At 53.9% G+C, this 17,088-nt stretch carries 16 protein-coding genes; 7 read left to right on the top strand and 9 right to left on the bottom strand.

Translation table 11 applies throughout. The features are described 5' to 3' along the window. The first annotated feature begins 14 nt into the window (after window positions 1–14). Window positions 15–2,303 (top strand): dynamin family protein, encoded by a 2,289-nt coding sequence (locus tag WHS46_07490; GenBank protein MEJ5348517.1) that lies wholly within the window; start codon window positions 15–17, stop codon window positions 2,301–2,303. Here WHS46_07490 and WHS46_07485 read toward each other — a convergent pair. From WHS46_07485 to speD, 4 genes are all read right to left on the bottom strand, one after another. Then, window positions 2,239–3,180 (bottom strand): RluA family pseudouridine synthase, encoded by a 942-nt coding sequence (locus tag WHS46_07485; protein ID MEJ5348516.1) that lies wholly within the window; start codon window positions 3,178–3,180, stop codon window positions 2,239–2,241. The genes WHS46_07490 and WHS46_07485 overlap by 65 nt on opposite strands. Next, entirely contained in the window at window positions 3,164–3,544 is a 381-nt protein-coding gene (locus WHS46_07480) for a zinc ribbon domain-containing protein (GenBank protein ID MEJ5348515.1), read from the bottom strand. Before WHS46_07480 ends, WHS46_07485 begins: the two co-directional genes overlap by 17 nt. Before the next feature lie 103 nt (window positions 3,545–3,647). Beyond that, window positions 3,648–4,568 (bottom strand): polyamine aminopropyltransferase, encoded by a 921-nt coding sequence (speE, locus tag WHS46_07475; GenBank protein MEJ5348514.1) that lies wholly within the window; start codon window positions 4,566–4,568, stop codon window positions 3,648–3,650. Continuing rightward, entirely contained in the window at window positions 4,565–4,945 is a 381-nt protein-coding gene (gene speD, locus WHS46_07470) for an adenosylmethionine decarboxylase (protein MEJ5348513.1), read from the bottom strand. Before speD ends, speE begins: the two co-directional genes overlap by 4 nt. A gap of 293 nt (window positions 4,946–5,238) precedes the next feature. On the opposite strand from speD, the gene WHS46_07465 reads away from it, so the two are divergent. After that, window positions 5,239–6,801, top strand: a complete 1,563-nt coding sequence (locus WHS46_07465) for a 2-isopropylmalate synthase (GenBank protein MEJ5348512.1) — start codon at window positions 5,239–5,241, stop codon at window positions 6,799–6,801. A gap of 276 nt (window positions 6,802–7,077) precedes the next feature. Continuing rightward, window positions 7,078–8,373 (top strand): D-alanyl-D-alanine carboxypeptidase family protein, encoded by a 1,296-nt coding sequence (locus WHS46_07460; protein MEJ5348511.1) that lies wholly within the window; start codon window positions 7,078–7,080, stop codon window positions 8,371–8,373. A gap of 384 nt (window positions 8,374–8,757) precedes the next feature. Here the strand turns inward: WHS46_07460 and WHS46_07455 are convergent, their stop codons facing one another. Both WHS46_07455 and WHS46_07450 read right to left on the bottom strand, forming a co-directional pair. Further along, window positions 8,758–8,955, bottom strand: a complete 198-nt coding sequence (locus tag WHS46_07455) for a zinc ribbon domain-containing protein (GenBank protein ID MEJ5348510.1) — start codon at window positions 8,953–8,955, stop codon at window positions 8,758–8,760. Window positions 8,956–9,109: 154 nt separating this feature from the next. Beyond that, on the bottom strand, window positions 9,110–9,520 hold the full coding sequence (locus WHS46_07450) for a carboxymuconolactone decarboxylase family protein (GenBank protein ID MEJ5348509.1): 411 nt from the start codon (window positions 9,518–9,520) through the stop codon (window positions 9,110–9,112). A 122-nt stretch (window positions 9,521–9,642) separates the two neighbouring features. Between WHS46_07450 and WHS46_07445 the strand changes: the two genes are divergently transcribed. Beyond that, window positions 9,643–10,527 carry an Mrp/NBP35 family ATP-binding protein gene (locus WHS46_07445; GenBank protein MEJ5348508.1) on the top strand — a complete coding sequence of 295 codons (885 nt, stop codon included), beginning with the start codon at window positions 9,643–9,645 and terminating at the stop codon, window positions 10,525–10,527. Between the two features lie 518 nt (window positions 10,528–11,045). On the opposite strand, the gene WHS46_07440 is transcribed toward WHS46_07445, so the two are convergent. Continuing rightward, window positions 11,046–11,879 carry a zinc dependent phospholipase C family protein gene (locus tag WHS46_07440; protein MEJ5348507.1) on the bottom strand — a complete coding sequence of 278 codons (834 nt, stop codon included), beginning with the start codon at window positions 11,877–11,879 and terminating at the stop codon, window positions 11,046–11,048. A gap of 11 nt (window positions 11,880–11,890) precedes the next feature. Here WHS46_07440 and WHS46_07435 point away from each other — a divergent pair, with 11 nt between their 5' ends. Then, window positions 11,891–13,180 (top strand): MFS transporter, encoded by a 1,290-nt coding sequence (locus tag WHS46_07435; protein ID MEJ5348506.1) that lies wholly within the window; start codon window positions 11,891–11,893, stop codon window positions 13,178–13,180. Here the strand turns inward: WHS46_07435 and WHS46_07430 are convergent. Continuing rightward, a complete protein-coding gene (locus tag WHS46_07430) occupies window positions 13,177–13,713 on the bottom strand; it encodes a hypothetical protein (protein ID MEJ5348505.1) in 537 nt (178 codons plus the stop codon). The two genes, WHS46_07435 and WHS46_07430, sit on opposite strands and share 4 nt — an antisense overlap. A gap of 149 nt (window positions 13,714–13,862) precedes the next feature. Next, window positions 13,863–15,284 carry an AmmeMemoRadiSam system protein B gene (gene amrB, locus WHS46_07425; protein MEJ5348504.1) on the bottom strand — a complete coding sequence of 474 codons (1,422 nt, stop codon included), beginning with the start codon at window positions 15,282–15,284 and terminating at the stop codon, window positions 13,863–13,865. A gap of 128 nt (window positions 15,285–15,412) precedes the next feature. Between amrB and WHS46_07420 the strand changes: the two genes are divergently transcribed. Both WHS46_07420 and WHS46_07415 read left to right on the top strand, forming a co-directional pair. Next, complete coding sequence (locus WHS46_07420; GenBank protein MEJ5348503.1) at window positions 15,413–16,213, top strand: RNA methyltransferase; 801 nt, start codon at window positions 15,413–15,415, stop codon at window positions 16,211–16,213. A gap of 65 nt (window positions 16,214–16,278) precedes the next feature. Beyond that, window positions 16,279–16,782 carry a hypothetical protein gene (locus tag WHS46_07415; protein MEJ5348502.1) on the top strand — a complete coding sequence of 168 codons (504 nt, stop codon included), beginning with the start codon at window positions 16,279–16,281 and terminating at the stop codon, window positions 16,780–16,782. The last annotated feature ends 306 nt before the right edge of the window (window positions 16,783–17,088 follow it).

The following is a 17,088-nucleotide window of genomic DNA, read 5'->3' as shown; positions in this document are numbered from 1 at the left end:
ATTCGTGGGGACACATGAACGATTACCTGGCCTTCAAAAAAAGCATTGAACTTCGAGAGCATACCCTGCGTCAGGCTGTGGAGAGGCTTGCCCGGGAAAAGCTGGTTGACGCCCAGCAGGAAAGTTTGTGGCTGGATCACCTGAATCTGGTCCGCACCGCCTTGCAGGAAGCCTTGGTACGCATCGCCGTCGCCGGATCCGTCAAATCGGGTAAAAGCACTTTGATCAACGCCCTTCTTGGTGGAGACCTGCTGAAAAGGGGTGCCGGCATTATCACTTCGTTTATCACTCGAATCCGTTCCACGGACATTCCCGGAGGATGGATTGAATTCAAAAGCTGGGAAGAGATCCATCAGGAAATTAACGGGGCGGTGGCCATGCTGCCCCTGAGCGAAGACGAAGCTCTTTCAAAAAAAACCTGGGATCTTAGAAAAAGCGGTCACCGAGAAAACCTTTTGAAGAAATTGGCTGCGGTCCAGAGAGAACTCCAGTCCCAACGAGGGGCTCCTAGTGCCGCCTTTATTCTGCTTCACGCCTACCTGGAAGGCTATCCCAAGATCAAAGACTTGCTCCAGGACCAGCCGCGACGACTCACTTTTGACCGGGATTCCGTGGTACGGCATCAGGATTTCGTCGGCGAAGAATCTCGCGCCGTTTATTTGAAGGATGTGGAAATTCATTATCCAGCCTCATGGATCGGAAACCTTGTGGAAATCGCCGACTGTCAGGGAAGCGATTCCCCGAACCCTCTTCACTTCGCTTTGCTGCAACAATACCTTTTGAAAAGCCACCTTATCGTCTACGTGGTGAGCAGCCGTACCGGGCTTCGAGAAGCGGACCACAAGCTTCTGGATTTCATCAAAACCCTTCGCATGACCCCTCAGACCCTTTTCGTCCTTAATCTGGACTTGGACACGCATCAGGGTCCCATGGATATTCAAGCGTCCGTGGAACGCTTTCGAAAAGAACTCAGCTGGACGATTCCAAGCCCTCAGGTCTTTGCCTTTTCAGGTCTTTACCACCTTCTGGATTCTCAACCGCTTCAAGACATTTCTCGGGAGACCCTTCGACTGCAGCTTTGGCGTGAAGACGCTGAAACGATCTCTTCTTTTGTTTCAGGATTTGAGGACTTGAAACAGGAATTGGCCGAACGCGTAGGCGCCCAGCGACGCCGTGTGCTGTTCAGCACTGGACTGGGCCGACTGGCACTCGTGGCCCAAACCCTTTCGGAAACCTGTCGCACCAGAGCCCAATTGCTGGGAAAAGATCTTCAAAACCTGGAAAGAGCCGCCAGTCATCTTCACCGACGGCAGGAAGAACTTATCGGGACCTTAAGCACCCTTGAAAACGCTATCGAAGGCTTACGCGAAAGGGTCAAAAGTGAGCTGGACAAGGCCGTCGCGACTTTTTTCGATATCAATTCCGGATCCCTGGTTCAGGAAACGCTGTGTCTGGTGAATCAGTATCCCGTCGATCCGGCCCGAGCCAAGGATTTGCGTGATGCTCGCAAAATTGTTCGACAGCTTCACAGCTTTTATATGGAATTTCGGCAATCCCTTTCGGTTTTTTTAGTGGATCGAGTCCATGTGGAAACGGTTCGATTTGCCAAGGAGCAGGAAGACCATCTCAAAAGGCGCCTTCACGAAGCCGCTCAGGCTTTCTGGTCCCTCTTTCTGAACGCCCTGGAAGATTACCAGCGCGCCCTGCAGTCTCTAGGAGTTCCGCTGCATTCTTTGAGTCTTCATGCCGATCAGGAATGGTCTCAGTGGAAGAGCATCACGCCTCCCCCATTCACCGGCTTTGTGGAAGACAATGCACTGGGGCGAGGTGTGCTGCTCATGAAGTTCGGCTTGGGTCGCCTAAATCGGTTTCTCTCCTCATTGAAAAACCGTTTGGGCAGAAAAGCTTTTTCCGAGAATGCGAAAGATGTCAGTGACACCTTCCTTGAAGCCGTAGAAGTAGTCAAAGCCGAAACCCGTGCCGAACTCATTTATGCTTTTCGGGATTACCGTCAAAATTTTCGCTACCAGTACCTGCACAAGCTTTTGGATGCGGCTTTGGCGCAAATGCTGGAAGCCTTTCATGCCCGAGCACGCATGGTTCATATGGATTTTCGTCAGCTCTTGCAACAGGGCCGTATGGAAGAGGATAAGCGCAGCCAGGCCTTGAAGCTTTTGGAAAGCACCGCCGCTTTGGTAGAGGACCAGTTGCTGGAAATAGAGGAGTTACGAAGGGCGGTCAGCTTGGAATGGCTGGACCAGGATCGTCAGGCCAGTCTTCAGGAAGCGGAGCTGTCAGGCTGAGCTTTCGGCCTGTCATGGGATGATGGAACTTTAACTGCCGGGCATGCAAAAGAAGACGAGAAGCCGCCGCAGCCGCCTTCGGTCCGCCGTAGCGACGATCCCCTAGGATGGGAAAACCTTCATGGGCAAGATGCAGCCGAATCTGATGGGTACGTCCCGTGGTGGGCACGGCTTGCAGGAGGCTTTGCCCTGAGCCTCGCACCCTGACCCTGAAAAGGGTTTCGGCAGGCTTTCCCGGCCGATGCGAGCAGGCCTGATACTGTCCGTCACCTCTTGCAATGTCGACACGAACCACTTTGGTATCCCAGTCTGGAACTCCCAAGACCCAGGCAAGATAAATTTTTTCCACGAGATGTTCGGCAAAAGCACGACCGAAGGCTTTGTTGGCTTTTCGAGAAACGGTCATCACCAACACACCGCTGGTTTCTCGATCCAACCGGTGATGAAGTCCCACGTAGGGATCATTGACTTTTTGGTTAGCAAGGAAGCGCTTGGCGGCTTCAAAGACGTTGTTGTAGCCATCAAAGGGTGTCGGCTGCGTAGGAATGCCGGCTTCCTTGTTGTAAGCGAGAATCCAGGCATCCTGATACAGGATGCGATCGGGATTCAGTTCGTAAAACCGGCGAACGCCCGTCCAAGGCCAATAAATACGAACTTCCTGACCCGTTCTGAGCGCTCGATCGGCTTCCCGCGCCACTTTACCCGACACGTGGACGGCGCCGAAAGCCACTACTTCACGCGCTTCCTTTTCATCCACAAAACACTCTCGCTGGATCAGTTCCCAGAGGCTCCAGCCGTCCTGATCAGGACGAACGATCGTTTTCCAAAAATTCGCCCCGCCCACAGCATCCATGAAAACATCACACACTTTCTTCATCGGAATCGTCGTTCAGGGATGCTTCCTTGGATTGCCCCTTGGAGCTTGCCTCTTCTTCCATGGCCTCTTCCATGAGGGCGTCCACATCCTCGTCGAAATCGTCACCCATTTCCTGAGTCATGGCTTTCATGAATTTAGCCATGCTTTTGGGGTCGTTTTCGTCCAGAGCCCCGAACTTGGAAGGATCTGCAAGACGTTCCAGTCGCGTTTCTTCCGACAGTCGCACCCGCACTCGCGAAGGGATCCGCTGAAGCTCTACGGAATCACAGTGCCGACACTGGGGTTGGACCTGCTCGGAAACACGAAAGGTGATGACTTCGCTTTTCTTGCCGCACCGAAGGCAAAGATACTCATAAATAGGCATGGGCATCCTCCTCCGATCTTTCCTTAAACCATGCGTGCCGTAAGAAATCCATGAAAGGTGTCTAGTAAAGCCGAGGCCCCGTGAGCCCAGGATGCTTTTTTGTTTACAAGAGATCTTCAGAGGTCAAGTGGTGGGCGGCATCCGTCAGCGGCTCGCAATGGACTGCATAGGCTTCTTCAAGATAGGGAGGAACAGCAAAAAGCTTTTCCACCATAGCCGCACTCAGGTACCGGAGCGGCAGATGCGTCGATCGAGCCCGCTCGACCACATCAGCCGTGGACCAATCGGGGTTCTTACTGGCTAGAATATGGGCGTCGGGTCGATGAAAGCTGTGCAAGCTGTAGGGGCACGTTTTCACAATGGGAAACACGTGTTTAAGAGTATTGAAAATACGCGCGTGCGCCACAACCTTTTGAGGGCTGATGCATTCCCCTTGAACAGACACACATCCCAAAGGCGTCAAGCAATCCGCCACCTTTCGATAGAATTCCTGAGTAAACAATAAGGCCGCCGGGCTTTCGTCCATTGGGTCGCTGAGATCCAACACTGCAACATCGAACTTTTCATCGGTATTTTCCACAAAGGTCCTTCCATCTCCGATGATCAGCTCGACCCTTGGATCGTCAAAGGCGCCTTGATGCCATTGAGGCAGCAGGCGCCTGCTTATCTCCACCAACTCCCCATCGATCTCGACCATAACAATGCGCCGCACATACGAGTGTCGGCACACTTCCCGCAAAGTGGCGCCTTCGCCGCCCCCGATAATAAGCACACTTTGAGGCGCAGGATGACTCCACATGGCTGGATGCACGAGCACCTCGTGATAGATAAACTCGTCCTTTTGCGCCGACTGCACCACGCCGTCAAGGAAAAGCACGGTGCCGTGCATCTCCGTCTCAACAATATCGATCTGCTGATAAAGGGACCGCCCGTGATAAAGCACTCCTCGGCATGCGTAGGAGGTCTCCTCTCCACTGCTTGCCAGCTCGCGGTACCACAGACGGGCCTGAAGTTTTTCCGTCACGGCTTATGTCTCAATCGGTCCGCCGGCAGATTCAACACCCCTCGTTTGATCTCCATGACGGAGAAGCTGCCCGCCTTGAAAGCCTCTTGCAAATAGGCTAAGGAAGCGTCCGAGTCGATCAGTTCGCCGCACGTAAAGATGTCCAGGGCACAGTAGCCGTATTCGGGCCATGTGTGAATGGTAAAATGCGATTCGGCGATGACCACGACGCCGCTCACGCCGTGCGGCGAAAACTGATGAAAAACAGGTTGGACAATGGTGGCTTTGGAAATGGCGACCGCCTCCACCAAGATCTTCTCCACCTGGGAGACATCGTTGATGAGGTCAAAGTCGCAGTCATAGAGCTCCACGATGAGGTGTTTTCCTAGTGATTTCATTTTCTTTTTCGCTTCCTCACGTCATGGGTATACCTTTTTTGAGGGTTAACAAAACAAAAAACCTCCAATTCATGGGGGGGAACCGCACTCGGCTCTTAACCGCATGCTTCCAGCCAAACGCCATAAACGGAGGCGCGTTAAACGGGCACACTATACACACAAAATTTTCAAATGCAACCGAAATCTCGTAAACATGTTGACAAAAAGGTGATGGGGCTGTCAGTATCGCTTGATGCTTAAAAACGAAGGACCCGCTCGAGGATGACACCCACCATGTCATGAGGAGGAACCCCATGCCCGCCATTCGCCTGTTTGACACCACCTTGCGCGATGGAGAAAAATCGCCCGGCACCATGCTCACCGTTCCTGAAAAGCTTCGTCTGGCCCTTCAATTGGCACGATTGGGCGTGGATGTCATTGAAGCCGGCTTTCCTGCGGCTTCAGAGGCTCAGTTTGAAGCGGTGCACAAGGTGGCACAAACGGTTACCGGCCCAATCATTGCCGCGTTGGCTCGAGCCACCAACCCCACGGATTTTGATGTGGCCATGCGTGCCTTGGCGCCCTGTGCACGACCTCGCTTGCATACCTTTGTGCCGGTCTCCCCTTTCTATCGAAAGCATTTCCTTAAAAAGGATTTTCCCGAAACATTGAATCTGGCACAAAAAGCCGTGCGTCTAGCCAAAGAGCGATGTGAGGATGTGGAATTTTCTCTGGTGGACGCCTTTCGAGCTTCCAAAGAGGATGTGATCGCCATGGCTCGGGCGGTGGCTGAAGCGGGAGCGACGGTGATCAATGTTGCCGACACCGTGGGATATGCCACCCCCTTTGAAATCGACAATCTCTTTCGAGCTCTCAAAGCGGCCTTGAAAGAGGCCCCTGGTGTGACCTTGAGTGTTCACTGCCACAACGATTTGGGTCTGGCCGTAGCCAATTCTCTGGCGGCTATCGCTGCGGGAGCCGCCCAAGTTCATGTGACTGTGAACGGCATCGGAGAGCGTGCCGGGAATACGGCCTTGGAGGAGTTGGTAGCCGCTCTCAAGACACGCCACGATCTTTTTGATTCGGACCTTTCTTTGGACACGACCCAGATCGGGGCCACATGCCGCCTTGTCAAACGCTTGACGGGCATCAGTCTTCAGGTCCACAAACCGGTGGTGGGATCCAACGCCTTCGTGTACGAAGCCACTGTGCCTCAATTGGGTGACGCATCCACGCAACCCCCGTATCAGATCATGGATCCTCATCAGTTCGGACTGGACCTCGAAGCCCAACCTCTTTCCAAAGACATGGCTTTTGAGGCTTTTCGAGCCCAGCTTCAGCGCATGGCTGTTTCCGTCGATGACGAGGCCCTTCGGCAATGTTACGAGGCTTATCGGCAATTGGCCGAACGCAAGGAACACTTCTTTGCCTCCGATTTGGAAAACCTTTTGGATGAAACCATTCTGGCTCCACCTCAAAGGTATAAGCTGCTTTACCTCAATGTTTCCGCTGGATCCATCTCCGTTCCCAATGCCACCGTGCAATTGGAAATCGACGGCCAAGTGTTACAAGACGCAGGATTCGGTCAAGGACCCGTGGATGCCGCCTTTAAGACCATCTGCAAAATGACGCACCGATTTCCAAAACTCGTTCGTTACGAAGTCCGTGCCGTCACCTCGGGAACCGATGCCTTGGGCGAGGTCCATGTGCATTTGGAAGAAGACGGCCAAGCCGTGCAGGGTCGTGGCCTCGCCACAGACATAGTCATGGCCAGCGCCAAGGCCTTCATCAATGCCCTCAACAAGCTGGAACAAAAATCCAAAGAGCCCTCGGTATCGGAATATACCGAAATAGAAAGCTGGCAACCTCGCCTGTAAGCCATCGCCCCGGCGCGGCATTTTTCACCTTTGATGCATCCCGTTTCGGCCCACGTGAACATCTTGTTTGCGTGGGTCGTCTTTATGGTATGCCGCCCTTTGGGCACCGTAAATTCAAAAAGTGTTCAAGACTTTCGAAAAGAAATCTTGCGGCCTTACCCTTGAATTTGACGTTACGGGCTGCTAAGAGTGTCGGGACTCGAAAACGGTGTGGGCCAAAAGCGACGGTGTCCTGAGGGGCATCGTTGGTTCACTTTTTAGGAGGACACAAGGCTCATGAGGCAAAAAGGCGGCGGATGGTGTCAGCCCCTGCAAAAGGGGCTTTTCATTGGGGTCTTGGGCTTGCTCTTTTTGAACCTAGGCGCAGGAGCGGCGTGGAGTACGGGAGAAATCCCTTTGGCCGTCAATGCCACGTCGGCCATGCTTGTGGACGTCACGCATGGGGAAACCCTCTTCGAACAAAATCCGGATGCTCCCATTGCGCCGGCTTCCTTTACGAAGGTCCTCACCCTTTATTTGGTGTTTGAAGCCTTGGAAAGAGGCGATGTGAAACTGAATGATCCGGTCCACATCAGCAAAACGGCATGGCAGACGGGCGGGTCCAAGATGTTTGTGGAGTTGGGTAACAAGATTCCCTTGGAGGAACTGCTTAAGGGTATTGCGGTAGTGTCCGGAAACGATGCATGCGTGGCCGTCGCGGAACACCTCTATGGGTCCGTGGAGGCTTTTGTCGGCGCTATGAATCAAAAGGCCAAGGAACTGGGAATGCAGCACAGCCGCTTTCTCAACCCTCATGGCCTGCCCGCTCCGGGTCAGGTGACCACGGCACGGGATATGGCCACATTGGCCCTCTCTTATCTGCGCCGATTTCCTCAGAGCCTGCGGTTCCATTCCATGACGGAATACTCTTACCATGACATCACACAACCCAACCGAAACCATTTGTTGCGCAAGGACAGTTCCGTCGACGGGCTGAAGACAGGCTTTGTGGCCGATGCCGGTTACCATCTCATGGCCACAGCGCAACGTGGTGGACTTCGATTATTGGCGGTGGTCATGGGAGCTCCCAGTCCGGCCGTTCGCGAAAAGGAAGCCTCGGCTCTTTTGAATTACGGATATCGTCTCTACGCCTTCATTGCGCCGCCTAATCCTAATCAGCCGGCAGCGGTCATCAAGGTCTGGAAGGGGGTCGCCCCTCAAGTCTCCCTCTTTTTCAAAGAAACAAACCCGGTTGTGGTGCGAAAAGAAAAAGCTCAAAACGTCCAGTGGGTTATGGATCTCCCCTCGGCGGTGGTTGCTCCCATTCAAAAGGGACAATCCTTGGGACGCGCCTATTTGAAAGCCGGCGAAACCACCCTGGCCACGCTGGATTTGGCGAGCAACACAGATATAGCTCCGGCCAATATCTTCATTCGTCTCTGGCATTCCATTCTGCTGCTCGGAGATTACCCCTGGCAGCGCCTTTGGAGACCCCTGATTTATACGTTAGGAGGTATCGTTGCGTGCCTCGCCGCCCTGGCGCTGATCATGCGATTGAAAAAACTGAGCCGCAAAAAACGTTCCTTCGACTAACGTGAATTGGGCTCGTCTGGGGCGGACCCATGGATCCACCCCTCCACATGGATCACTTGGGGGCGGACATCCAGGTTCGCCCTCGAGGGACTGGTCATGCGACGGCCCGCATCAAAAAGATCGAATGCCACTTCGCTCCTGAAGCTTTATGGATGGGTTTTTTTGTTCTTCGATGCGCGAGACGACCCGATCTCGCAGGAATTTGACATTCATGTACTTATGCCCAGCTTGGGTAAAATCCATCGATTAAGCACGACCCAAAGGACAATTGCGCCACCCAACCATAAAAGATCTCTTTCCATAATCCTGCCTCCCTAAAGAGGTTCGCCCATGTGGAGCCTTTTTTTGTCTCGACCGATACCCTATCGGCCCTCCCTAGCCTGCTCAACTGAATCCGCCCGTGCCGCACCCGCTGCTCAAAACGCTGGAAAGAGATCCCTTGCTGGCAAAGGAAGAGAGTAGTTTCTTGATTTCCCGGGATCCGCACCGAGGACATGCTAAAGCCTCTTGATCCTGAGCCGACCAGATAAAACTTTCAAACTCGTTCCCACACTTTTCACATCGATATTCATAAATGGGCATGATGCCTTCCTCCAACGAAACGTGATGCAGCGCGTTCGAAACATTCAAGCGACGGGCTGTAAACTAGTCATCCCCGCGAGAAATGCAACCTTGACATGGCCCCGGATCTTATGCCCGTAAAAGTCCTCAAAAGGGTTTCGTCGCGGATCCTTTTCTATGCCTGTTCTTCCCTTTCAGGCGGCCACTGCCCCCGCTCCAAAAGCACTTCCTTCAGGACGGCCAAGGCGGCGTTCACTGCCGGAAACCCGGCATAAACGCCGACCTGAAAGATGGTTTCGGCAAGATGCCGGGCCTTGACGCCCACGTTCAAAGCTCCATGCACATGAAGACGCAGCTCGTCCGGCTTTTGCAAGGCGGCCAGCGCCGCAACCGCCACCATTTGGCGTTCCGGCAGGCTCAAAACCGTTCGAGAATACATGTTCCCGGTGATGAAAAGAGACAGATCTCGAGCCAGCCCAGGGTCGAATTCCTTCCAGAGTTCATAAGGAACTTTGAGACGTACCGGCCCAGAAAACAGCTTGGCAGCCGTTTGTTTGGTTTGTTCCACCAAGGTTTTTTCCAACATGTCACGACCTCCTTCTTGTCATTTTAGTTTTCAAGGAATCCGACCTGTGCGTTGACAATTTCATAACCTGCCTTTACTTTAGCGCCGATTTTACCGAATCCGGCATACAAGGAGAAGACGAGATGGGAACCTGCGAAGGCAAATCTTGTTCGACCTGCGAAAGTCGAAAGAAACATTCCAAAGACGAGATTCTGGCGTGTAAGCTGGCACGAATTAAAAACAAAATCATTGTGATGAGCGGCAAGGGGGGTGTGGGCAAAAGCAGTGTCGCCGTCTATATCGCACTGGCTCTGTCCAAAAAAGGGTATCAAGTGGGCTTGATGGACATCGACCTGCATGGACCCAGCATTCCCAAAATGCTTGGACTCCACGGGCTGCTTCGAGTGTCCCAGGATCAGGAAATCCTTCCTCATGAATACAGCCCCAACCTCAAAGTGGTCTCCATCGAATCCATGCTGGAAGATACGGATTCGGCCGTTATTTGGCGCGGCCCGCTCAAACATGGTGTCATTCAACAATTCATCAGCGATTGCACCTGGAACGATTTGGATTTCCTCGTGGTGGACTGCCCTCCGGGTACCGGGGACGAGCCTTTAAGCATAGCGCGCCTTCTACCCGACGCCAAAGCGGTCATTGTCACCACTCCCCAGGAAGTGGCATTGGCGGATGTCCGAAAGTCCATCAACTTCTGCAAGAAAGTTCAGCTGGACATCGCCGGTTTGGTTGAAAACATGTCCGGGCTGTACTGCCCTCATTGCCAACAGTTCATTCCCATTTTCAGCACGGGTGGAGGAAAGAAGACCGCGGAATTGATGGGTGTCACTTTTTTGGGATCCCTGCCTTTTGATCCAGCGGTAGTCACGGGGGGCGACCAAGGAAAACCCGTTATGGAAGATCCCGATGCCACTTCGCCGTTCATTAAGGCCGTTGAAGACATGGTGGATCGCTTGACGGAGCGCTTTCCGCCTATGGAGGCCGTTGGAGCGCAAAGCCACGCCGTACACTGAGGGAGGCCTTGACTTTTTCATCTCATGAAAGGCCTCGTTTCTTGCAAGTCCACTCAAACGCTGTATGCCTAGGGTCCTACGGTGTCAGGCAGCCGAAGCCCAGGGACGAGAAGGCTATCCAGCAACAAGGGCAGACAATGGGTTCCTGGAAGCTCGGGCCTTTGGCCCGCGCCTCAAAGAAAAAACGGAGTTTCAGGCTTGTAGGGGTGAGGCGGCGCCTCGCCCCTACCTGGAAATGCCATTCAAGACCCTGCTCGTTCGAGTTCTCGGACAAGGGCTCAGAATAAATTTCGTTCTCGGACACGCTCCTTGGGAATAGCGAGGACGTGGTCCCTTCAACACTCATTCTTCATGAAACTGAGCATTCCAAACCTGCAAGACGCGGGGCCAAACCCCATGATCCTTCCCCTTTTCACAACTTGGCAAGCCAACCCCGCTCAACCTCTGGATTACCCATTCCATCACTCACCCCTACCCGATTGCCGACTTCCCGTCTTCCCGATTCACAACTTAGGTCCTCACGACTTCACGATCGACGACTGCACGACCCAAAGGAACCCCGTTATGCTCACCACTGATCTGGCGAGCAGCCTTCCATCAAACGGATGCAATCCCAGATGGAATTCCGGAAGGTCCGGGGCCATCTCCATGAGTTCTGAAAGACGAGAAGCTCTCGGCACCAACAGAGCTCCCAAAGGACGTCCCCAGCGGCTGTGCAAAAGCCGCTCATGGACACCGTCTCCCGGAGGATTTGAAAAAAGGCTCAGCAGGGTCGCCTGCCAGAAAAGGCATTTCCTCAGGGCTTGTTCAGAGGGTGCGGTCCCATAAAGGGTTTTCAGAAAGTCTCTGAAATAGGATGCCGCAGGATGCCGACGCCAGAGAGACAAACGAAGACGGTGAAGGGTTTTTCGGAAACCGTCCTGAGGCCCCAGAAGGGGAATCCAATGAGCTTCCAATTGGCTTTCCAGCCAAAAGTGGCAAGAGCTGGCTTTGAGCCGGTAGTATCGGCAAGGCCAAAAGGGCGGCATGCTATAGTGATTGACCAACCCGTGCCAAAAGGCATCGGCAAGAAAATGGGTCATCATGCCCAAAAGCCACCAGCGTGCAGCGCTGTCGTTGAAAGGGACCCGAGACAATTGTTCAAGGCAGGCATGCGCGCCGGCTTCGCCTTGCATGCGATGAAGCCGCCGCCCCAATCGAGAAAGACGCATATGGGGCACATCATAGAACAAGGTGTCCGGCATGATGGATCCCAGGAGATAGGAGTCTTCGTCCCAATGTGGGCGCCTGCCCTGACTCAGGACTTTTGCGGCTTCTAAAGCCAAAAGCATATGGAAACGCTCTTTGGGCATAGGGGGCTTCCTTGAAAACGGCGATGGAGCGACTGCTTCCCAAGACCAAGGCGCAATGGGCTTGGTGTTTTTACGATTGGGCCAATTCTACCTTTGCCACAAGCATTCTCGCCGTTCTTTTTCCGGTCTATTTTGCCAAAGTGATCATGCCTTCCGACGGCATGACCCTCAACCTAGGTTTTTTTCATTGGCACACACAGGCTTCCTCCCTGTGGGGCTACACGCTCTCCACGTCACTTTTCTGTGTCGCCGTCGCAGCACCTTGGATCGGCCGATGGGCGGACATACGCGGAAAGCGTAAGACGCTCTTCTTGGGACTGGCTTTTTGTGGAGCTGCAACCACAATGTTTCTCGCTTCCACAGGACCGGGAACCGTCTGGCGGGCTCTCTTTTTTTTCATAGGCGCCTACGCCTGTTTTTCCGCTAGCGAAATCTTTTACAATGCTTTCTTACCCCATATCGCCACTCCATCCCAACAAGATTGGCTTTCCGGTCTAGGGTACGCTTTCGGCTATGTGGGCGGCGGCCTCTTGTTGGCCGTGCATTTGGTATGGCTTTATCATCCTGGATGGATCGGGCTGGAAAACACCGACCAAGTCGTCCGATTCGCCTTTGTCACCGTGGGGCTATGGTGGGCTGCTTTCACCCTCCCCTGTTCCTTCTGGCTCCCTGCGCAAGGGGCTGGGTCTTCCGAGACCATGTTGCTGCCGAATATCTCCACTGCGGTAGCCCTCTGGAAAGACTTGTGGACTCGCCGACCCGCGGCGGCGATGGTGATCGCCTATTTCTTCTACAACAACGGAATCCAAACCGTCATCACCATGGCCTCCGTGTACGGAGCCACGGAACTAGGCCTTTCGACGGCATCTCTGACCGGAGCCTTCCTCATGACGCAGTGGATTGCTTTTCCAGGAGCCACCTTGCTGGCGAGCGCTGCGGAAAAGTTCGGCACACGTCGAGTACTGCTCATCAGTTTGACCGTCTGGTGCGGCGTTGTGCTTTTCGCTTACAGCATGCGCTCAGCCATGCATTTTTGGGTTCTTGCCGCCGTCGTCGGCTTTATTTTGGGAGGCAGCCAATCGCTGAGCCGCTCCCTTTTCAGCCGCCTGATTCCAAAGGAAAAAAGTGCTGAATTTTTTGGTTTTTTTGCCATCGGAGGAAAATTTTCCGCGATCCTCGGGCCCTTTGTTTTTGGGGTTTTGCGGGATCTTTTCGGCACTCCCCGTCCCGCGATTCTTGCCCTTCTGCTGTTTTTCGTCGTCGGCGCCGCCGTTTTGACAACTGTTCGATGGGACGATTAGGTCCGGCTGCGGCGAATGAATTCTTCAATGGCTCGAGGGATAAGTTTTCGAACGAAAGCACCTTGGTCCCCCGCGAAAGTCTTTTGGTATTCGGCATAAAGAGGGTGGGAGGGCAAGATGGGGGGAGTGGACGGAGTTCCGGATATATCCCCTTTGGCAACCTGGTCCAACAGGTCCACAATAGGCATCTCCAAGCGAGGATCCGGTTCCACCCACCCGAGCCTTCGCATGCATTCAAACCGGATCTGATCCACCAGGAACAAAGTCAGGTCAATGACCGAAATTTTCTGCGCAGGAGTCAGTCTCTCCAGATCCGTATTCTCCTCGCCCGTAAGAAGACTCACCACGACCGACTGCAACAAACGGGTACCCTGTTCACCCGGCTGAATCAAAACAGATAGGACGGCATCGGAAAGATCCCGAACCGACGTTCTTTCATGAAAGACGGCGTTAAAGCGCCTTTCCCAAAGATGAAAGGCGCGGCGAGCCCGCATGCGACGGCGCTTTTCATCCAAAGCGATGACTTCTCCCACGCCCGACTCCTTTTGAGGACACCATCCTTAGATCCCGCGAAGTTTCTTCGACCATGTGGTGTTCGTCACGGTGGCTTGTTTTCAGGCCTTACCCTCTCCGTTCAATCCGGGCGTACTGCAACAGCTCATCTGCGAGAGCTCAATCCTTTCTAAAACACTTCCGCCGAAAACCGGTAGACCTCAGCCTCCCCATGTTTCCAGCATCCTGGAGAAAGCCCGGCCTTTTTGCATGTCCAGTCCAGAAACTGCTCTTTCGTCCAGCCATGCTCCACCGCAACCTGAGGCAACAGCAGTCCGCTGTGGTAGCCTTTACGAATCACCAGACCATGGCGTCCCACGGAAAAATCAAGAGGGTCCTTGATGCGTTCCAGGGGACTTAGGGCAGAAATTTCCAATTCCAGACCCTCCAGCTCATCGGCACGCACCGGTGGAAACCGAGGATCAGCAAAGGCCGCCTGCACCGCCGCTTCTTTGACCGTTTGCCACAATGGCTTATGAGCTTCCACATAGCCGATACATCCTCGAAGGGTCCCGTGCTTGTGCAGAGTGACAAAAGCACCTCGTTTTTCTAAAAGCTTTGAGCCCGTTCCTTTATAGACAGGTTCCGAATCCCGGCCCAGTTTCCAATTTATCGCCTGCCATGCCAAACGACGTAGAATAGTTCTTTCTTCTTCGGAAAACGTCTCTTGGTCGACATTCTCAGAGGCATCAGCGGAAGGGAATTCCTTGAACGCTTTTCCTGGGTTATCGAAAAGGGCGGCTGCCATATACCCCACCACCCCTCGAACATCTCCCGTCACATCGCCGGAATTGGCATAGTAGAGGACGCGTGCCTTGTTGGCCCCTAGTTCTCGAGCGGCAAGAAGTGTTGTCACCAGAGGCCCCCCCCCGCAGGCTTCACACTCCCTTTTTTGCAACGCTTCAAAGAGCCCTTCCGGATCAAAGCGATCGACTTTTTCGATGACACGTGCATCCAGCTTCTTGGCTTCCTGGTACGGATAGTAATGGGAGAGATCAGTGCTCGCCACCAACAATACATCATCGTCGGCGACCGCCTCGGCCACAACGTGGGCCAAGCGTCGGCATGCTTCCAGGGTCACGTCACCAATCAAAACCGGGGTCATGCGAAAGTCTTGCAGGACCACTTGTAAAAAAGGTAGTTGAATTTCCAGGGAATGTTCCTGGGCGTGAGCCTGCGGCACATGGGAGAAGAGATCCTTATGGGCCGTAAGCTTTTGGGCTAGGGCTCGATCCACTGGGACCACGCCTAATGGGGTGCGATAACCCGCTGCATCGTCCACACTGGCCCCGCTGAAGTAGGCCCGATGGCTCGGCGCCATGATGAGAACCCGTTTGATCGGTTTTCCTTCAAGGAGTTTGTAGGCGTAAGCCGCCACAGGCCCCGAATACATATAACCGGCGTGCGGAGCCACCACCCCGACCAGTCGACCGGAAATGTTTGCCGTCGATGCCTTCGACAAATATTCCACAATGTTTTTGCGAAGCTTTTCCGGATTTCCGGGATACCATGTGCCCGCAATAACGGATTCACGAACCTTTTCCGATCCCATGAGCTTCCCCCTGCTGGATCAAGCTACACTGTCTTGCATCCTCGACGCGACACCTTATAATGACGCCCTGTTTGATGAAACCCTTTTTCGATCCTTAAACCCTATTGAAGGAGCTCAGCTTCACGTCCATGAAGCCCAGCCGCACTCCCTTAGACAACATCGCCGTGGTGCTTCATCGCCCTCACTTTCCGGAAAACATCGGAGCCGCGGCTCGTGCGGCGAAAAACATGGGACTGCGCCGCTTGATCGTCGTCGATCCTCTCGATTGCGACCTCTCACGCATTCTTAAAATGGCCACCCATGCCGCCGAAGACGTGGTAGCCGACATGGAAGTCTACGACGATCTGGGTGAAGCTTTAGCATCGTTTCAATATATCATCGGCACCACGGCAAGAACAGGTTCCCACAGGCGGACCGTCATGGATCCTCGGGAAATGGCCCGACGTGTGGTGGACATCTGTCGCACGAATCAAACAGCCTTGCTCTTCGGGCCGGAAAACCGAGGCTTGGCCAACCGGGAATTGAAATACTGCCACGCTTTGGTGACCATTCCCACGTCCAAGGAATTTGCTTCTTTAAATCTGGCTCAAGCCGTCATGATCATGGTCTATGAAATCTTTCGAGCGGCTGAAGATCCGCCGGAAACCTTCACGCCGAAGTTAGCCACAAGTTTTGAGCTGGAAGCCATGTATGCGCACCTTCGAGACACCCTTGCCAAAATTCATTTCGTGAACCCGGAAAACCCGGATTACTGGATGCGAAGCCTTCGGCAATTTTTCAGCCGTATTGGATTGCAGGCCCGTGAAGTGAAAATTATTCGAGGTATCTGCCGGCAGATCGACTGGTATGGCGAAAAGATGGCCTCCGAGGCGGTGCGCCGAGCCCTTCAGGGGGACAAAGGGATTGACTCGACCCCCGCCCTTGACTAGATTGGCTGCCGTTTACGGCTTTTCTTTTCTCCACGGTGGTAAGACTCAGAACACGGAGGACGGCCATGCAGGGCTCAAGCGACAAACACATCGTGGTATCCGCTATCAACCGCAGTCTCCTTTTCAAAGGATCCGCCATTCTTGCCGTGATTCTCGTCGTGGGATCACTCGTCCTGTTGGCTACACCATCTCATTATTATTTTCGTGCGGAGCGAGGCGGCCTTGGTCTTTGTCAGGGACGATTATGGGGTCTGATAGGTTCCGCTGTTCCCGGCTACGGCTTCATTCCCGTCACTGCCGAAGCAGCACGAGCTTTGGTCGGCAAACCTTTCGCCAATCCGGAAGAAGCCTTGAACACTTTGCGGCCAATTTTGGAAAAGGCCGCTCGTGAAGGTGTCGCAGCCGTAGCTGCGCAGGAAAAGGAATTAGCCGCCCTGTACAAAGCAGTGCTTCCCAACTTGCAGGGAGCCAAGCTTTTAGGCGTTCAAGGCTACGACGCTCGCGTGGAAGCTCTGGAAAAATGGATGGCCGTCGTTACAGGACAGTCCCAAAAACTTCAGGGTCATTGAGCCTTCAAAAGCCAGCCTTTCCATGGCCCCCCAATCTCGTAGAAGGACGCTCGGCAAGGAAAGGGGTCACGAACTTCCGGCTCCCTTTCCCCATGGCCGCCATCCTCGAAGCTTCTCCGACAGTCAAATAGGAGCCATTCCATGCCGAGTAGGGTCACGGCGCAGCGCGCCCTTTTCTAGGAGCGCCGGAGGCCGCCCTCATAAAGGCCGGTTCGGAGGTTGGCCCCCAGCAAAAGAGGTATTCTCAGGTTTGTAGGGGCGAAGCGGTGTCTCGCTCCTACAATACGGCACTGGATGCAGCAGTCT

The organism is Desulfosoma sp., from assembly GCA_037481875.1.
In the GTDB taxonomy this organism is placed as follows: Bacteria; Desulfobacterota; Syntrophobacteria; order Syntrophobacterales; family DSM-9756; genus Desulfosoma.
This window is presented reverse-complemented; position numbering and strand designations above follow the sequence as displayed.

Coding starts and splice junctions, on each gene's coding strand:
- WHS46_07490 (MEJ5348517.1), top strand. CDS start 15: ATGAACGATTACCTGGCCTTCAAAAAAAGCATTGAACTTCGAGAGCAT.
- WHS46_07485 (MEJ5348516.1), bottom strand. CDS start 3,180: ATGAAGAAAGTGTGTGATGTTTTCATGGATGCTGTGGGCGGGGCGAAT.
- WHS46_07480 (MEJ5348515.1), bottom strand. CDS start 3,544: ATGCCTATTTATGAGTATCTTTGCCTTCGGTGCGGCAAGAAAAGCGAA.
- speD (MEJ5348513.1), bottom strand. CDS start 4,945: ATGAAATCACTAGGAAAACACCTCATCGTGGAGCTCTATGACTGCGAC.
- WHS46_07465 (MEJ5348512.1), top strand. CDS start 5,239: ATGCCCGCCATTCGCCTGTTTGACACCACCTTGCGCGATGGAGAAAAA.
- WHS46_07460 (MEJ5348511.1), top strand. CDS start 7,078: ATGAGGCAAAAAGGCGGCGGATGGTGTCAGCCCCTGCAAAAGGGGCTT.
- WHS46_07455 (MEJ5348510.1), bottom strand. CDS start 8,955: ATGCCCATTTATGAATATCGATGTGAAAAGTGTGGGAACGAGTTTGAA.
- WHS46_07450 (MEJ5348509.1), bottom strand. CDS start 9,520: ATGTTGGAAAAAACCTTGGTGGAACAAACCAAACAAACGGCTGCCAAG.
- WHS46_07445 (MEJ5348508.1), top strand. CDS start 9,643: ATGGGAACCTGCGAAGGCAAATCTTGTTCGACCTGCGAAAGTCGAAAG.
- WHS46_07440 (MEJ5348507.1), bottom strand. CDS start 11,879: ATGCCCAAAGAGCGTTTCCATATGCTTTTGGCTTTAGAAGCCGCAAAA.
- amrB (MEJ5348504.1), bottom strand. CDS start 15,284: ATGGGATCGGAAAAGGTTCGTGAATCCGTTATTGCGGGCACATGGTAT.
- WHS46_07420 (MEJ5348503.1), top strand. CDS start 15,413: ATGAAGCCCAGCCGCACTCCCTTAGACAACATCGCCGTGGTGCTTCAT.
- WHS46_07415 (MEJ5348502.1), top strand. CDS start 16,279: ATGCAGGGCTCAAGCGACAAACACATCGTGGTATCCGCTATCAACCGC.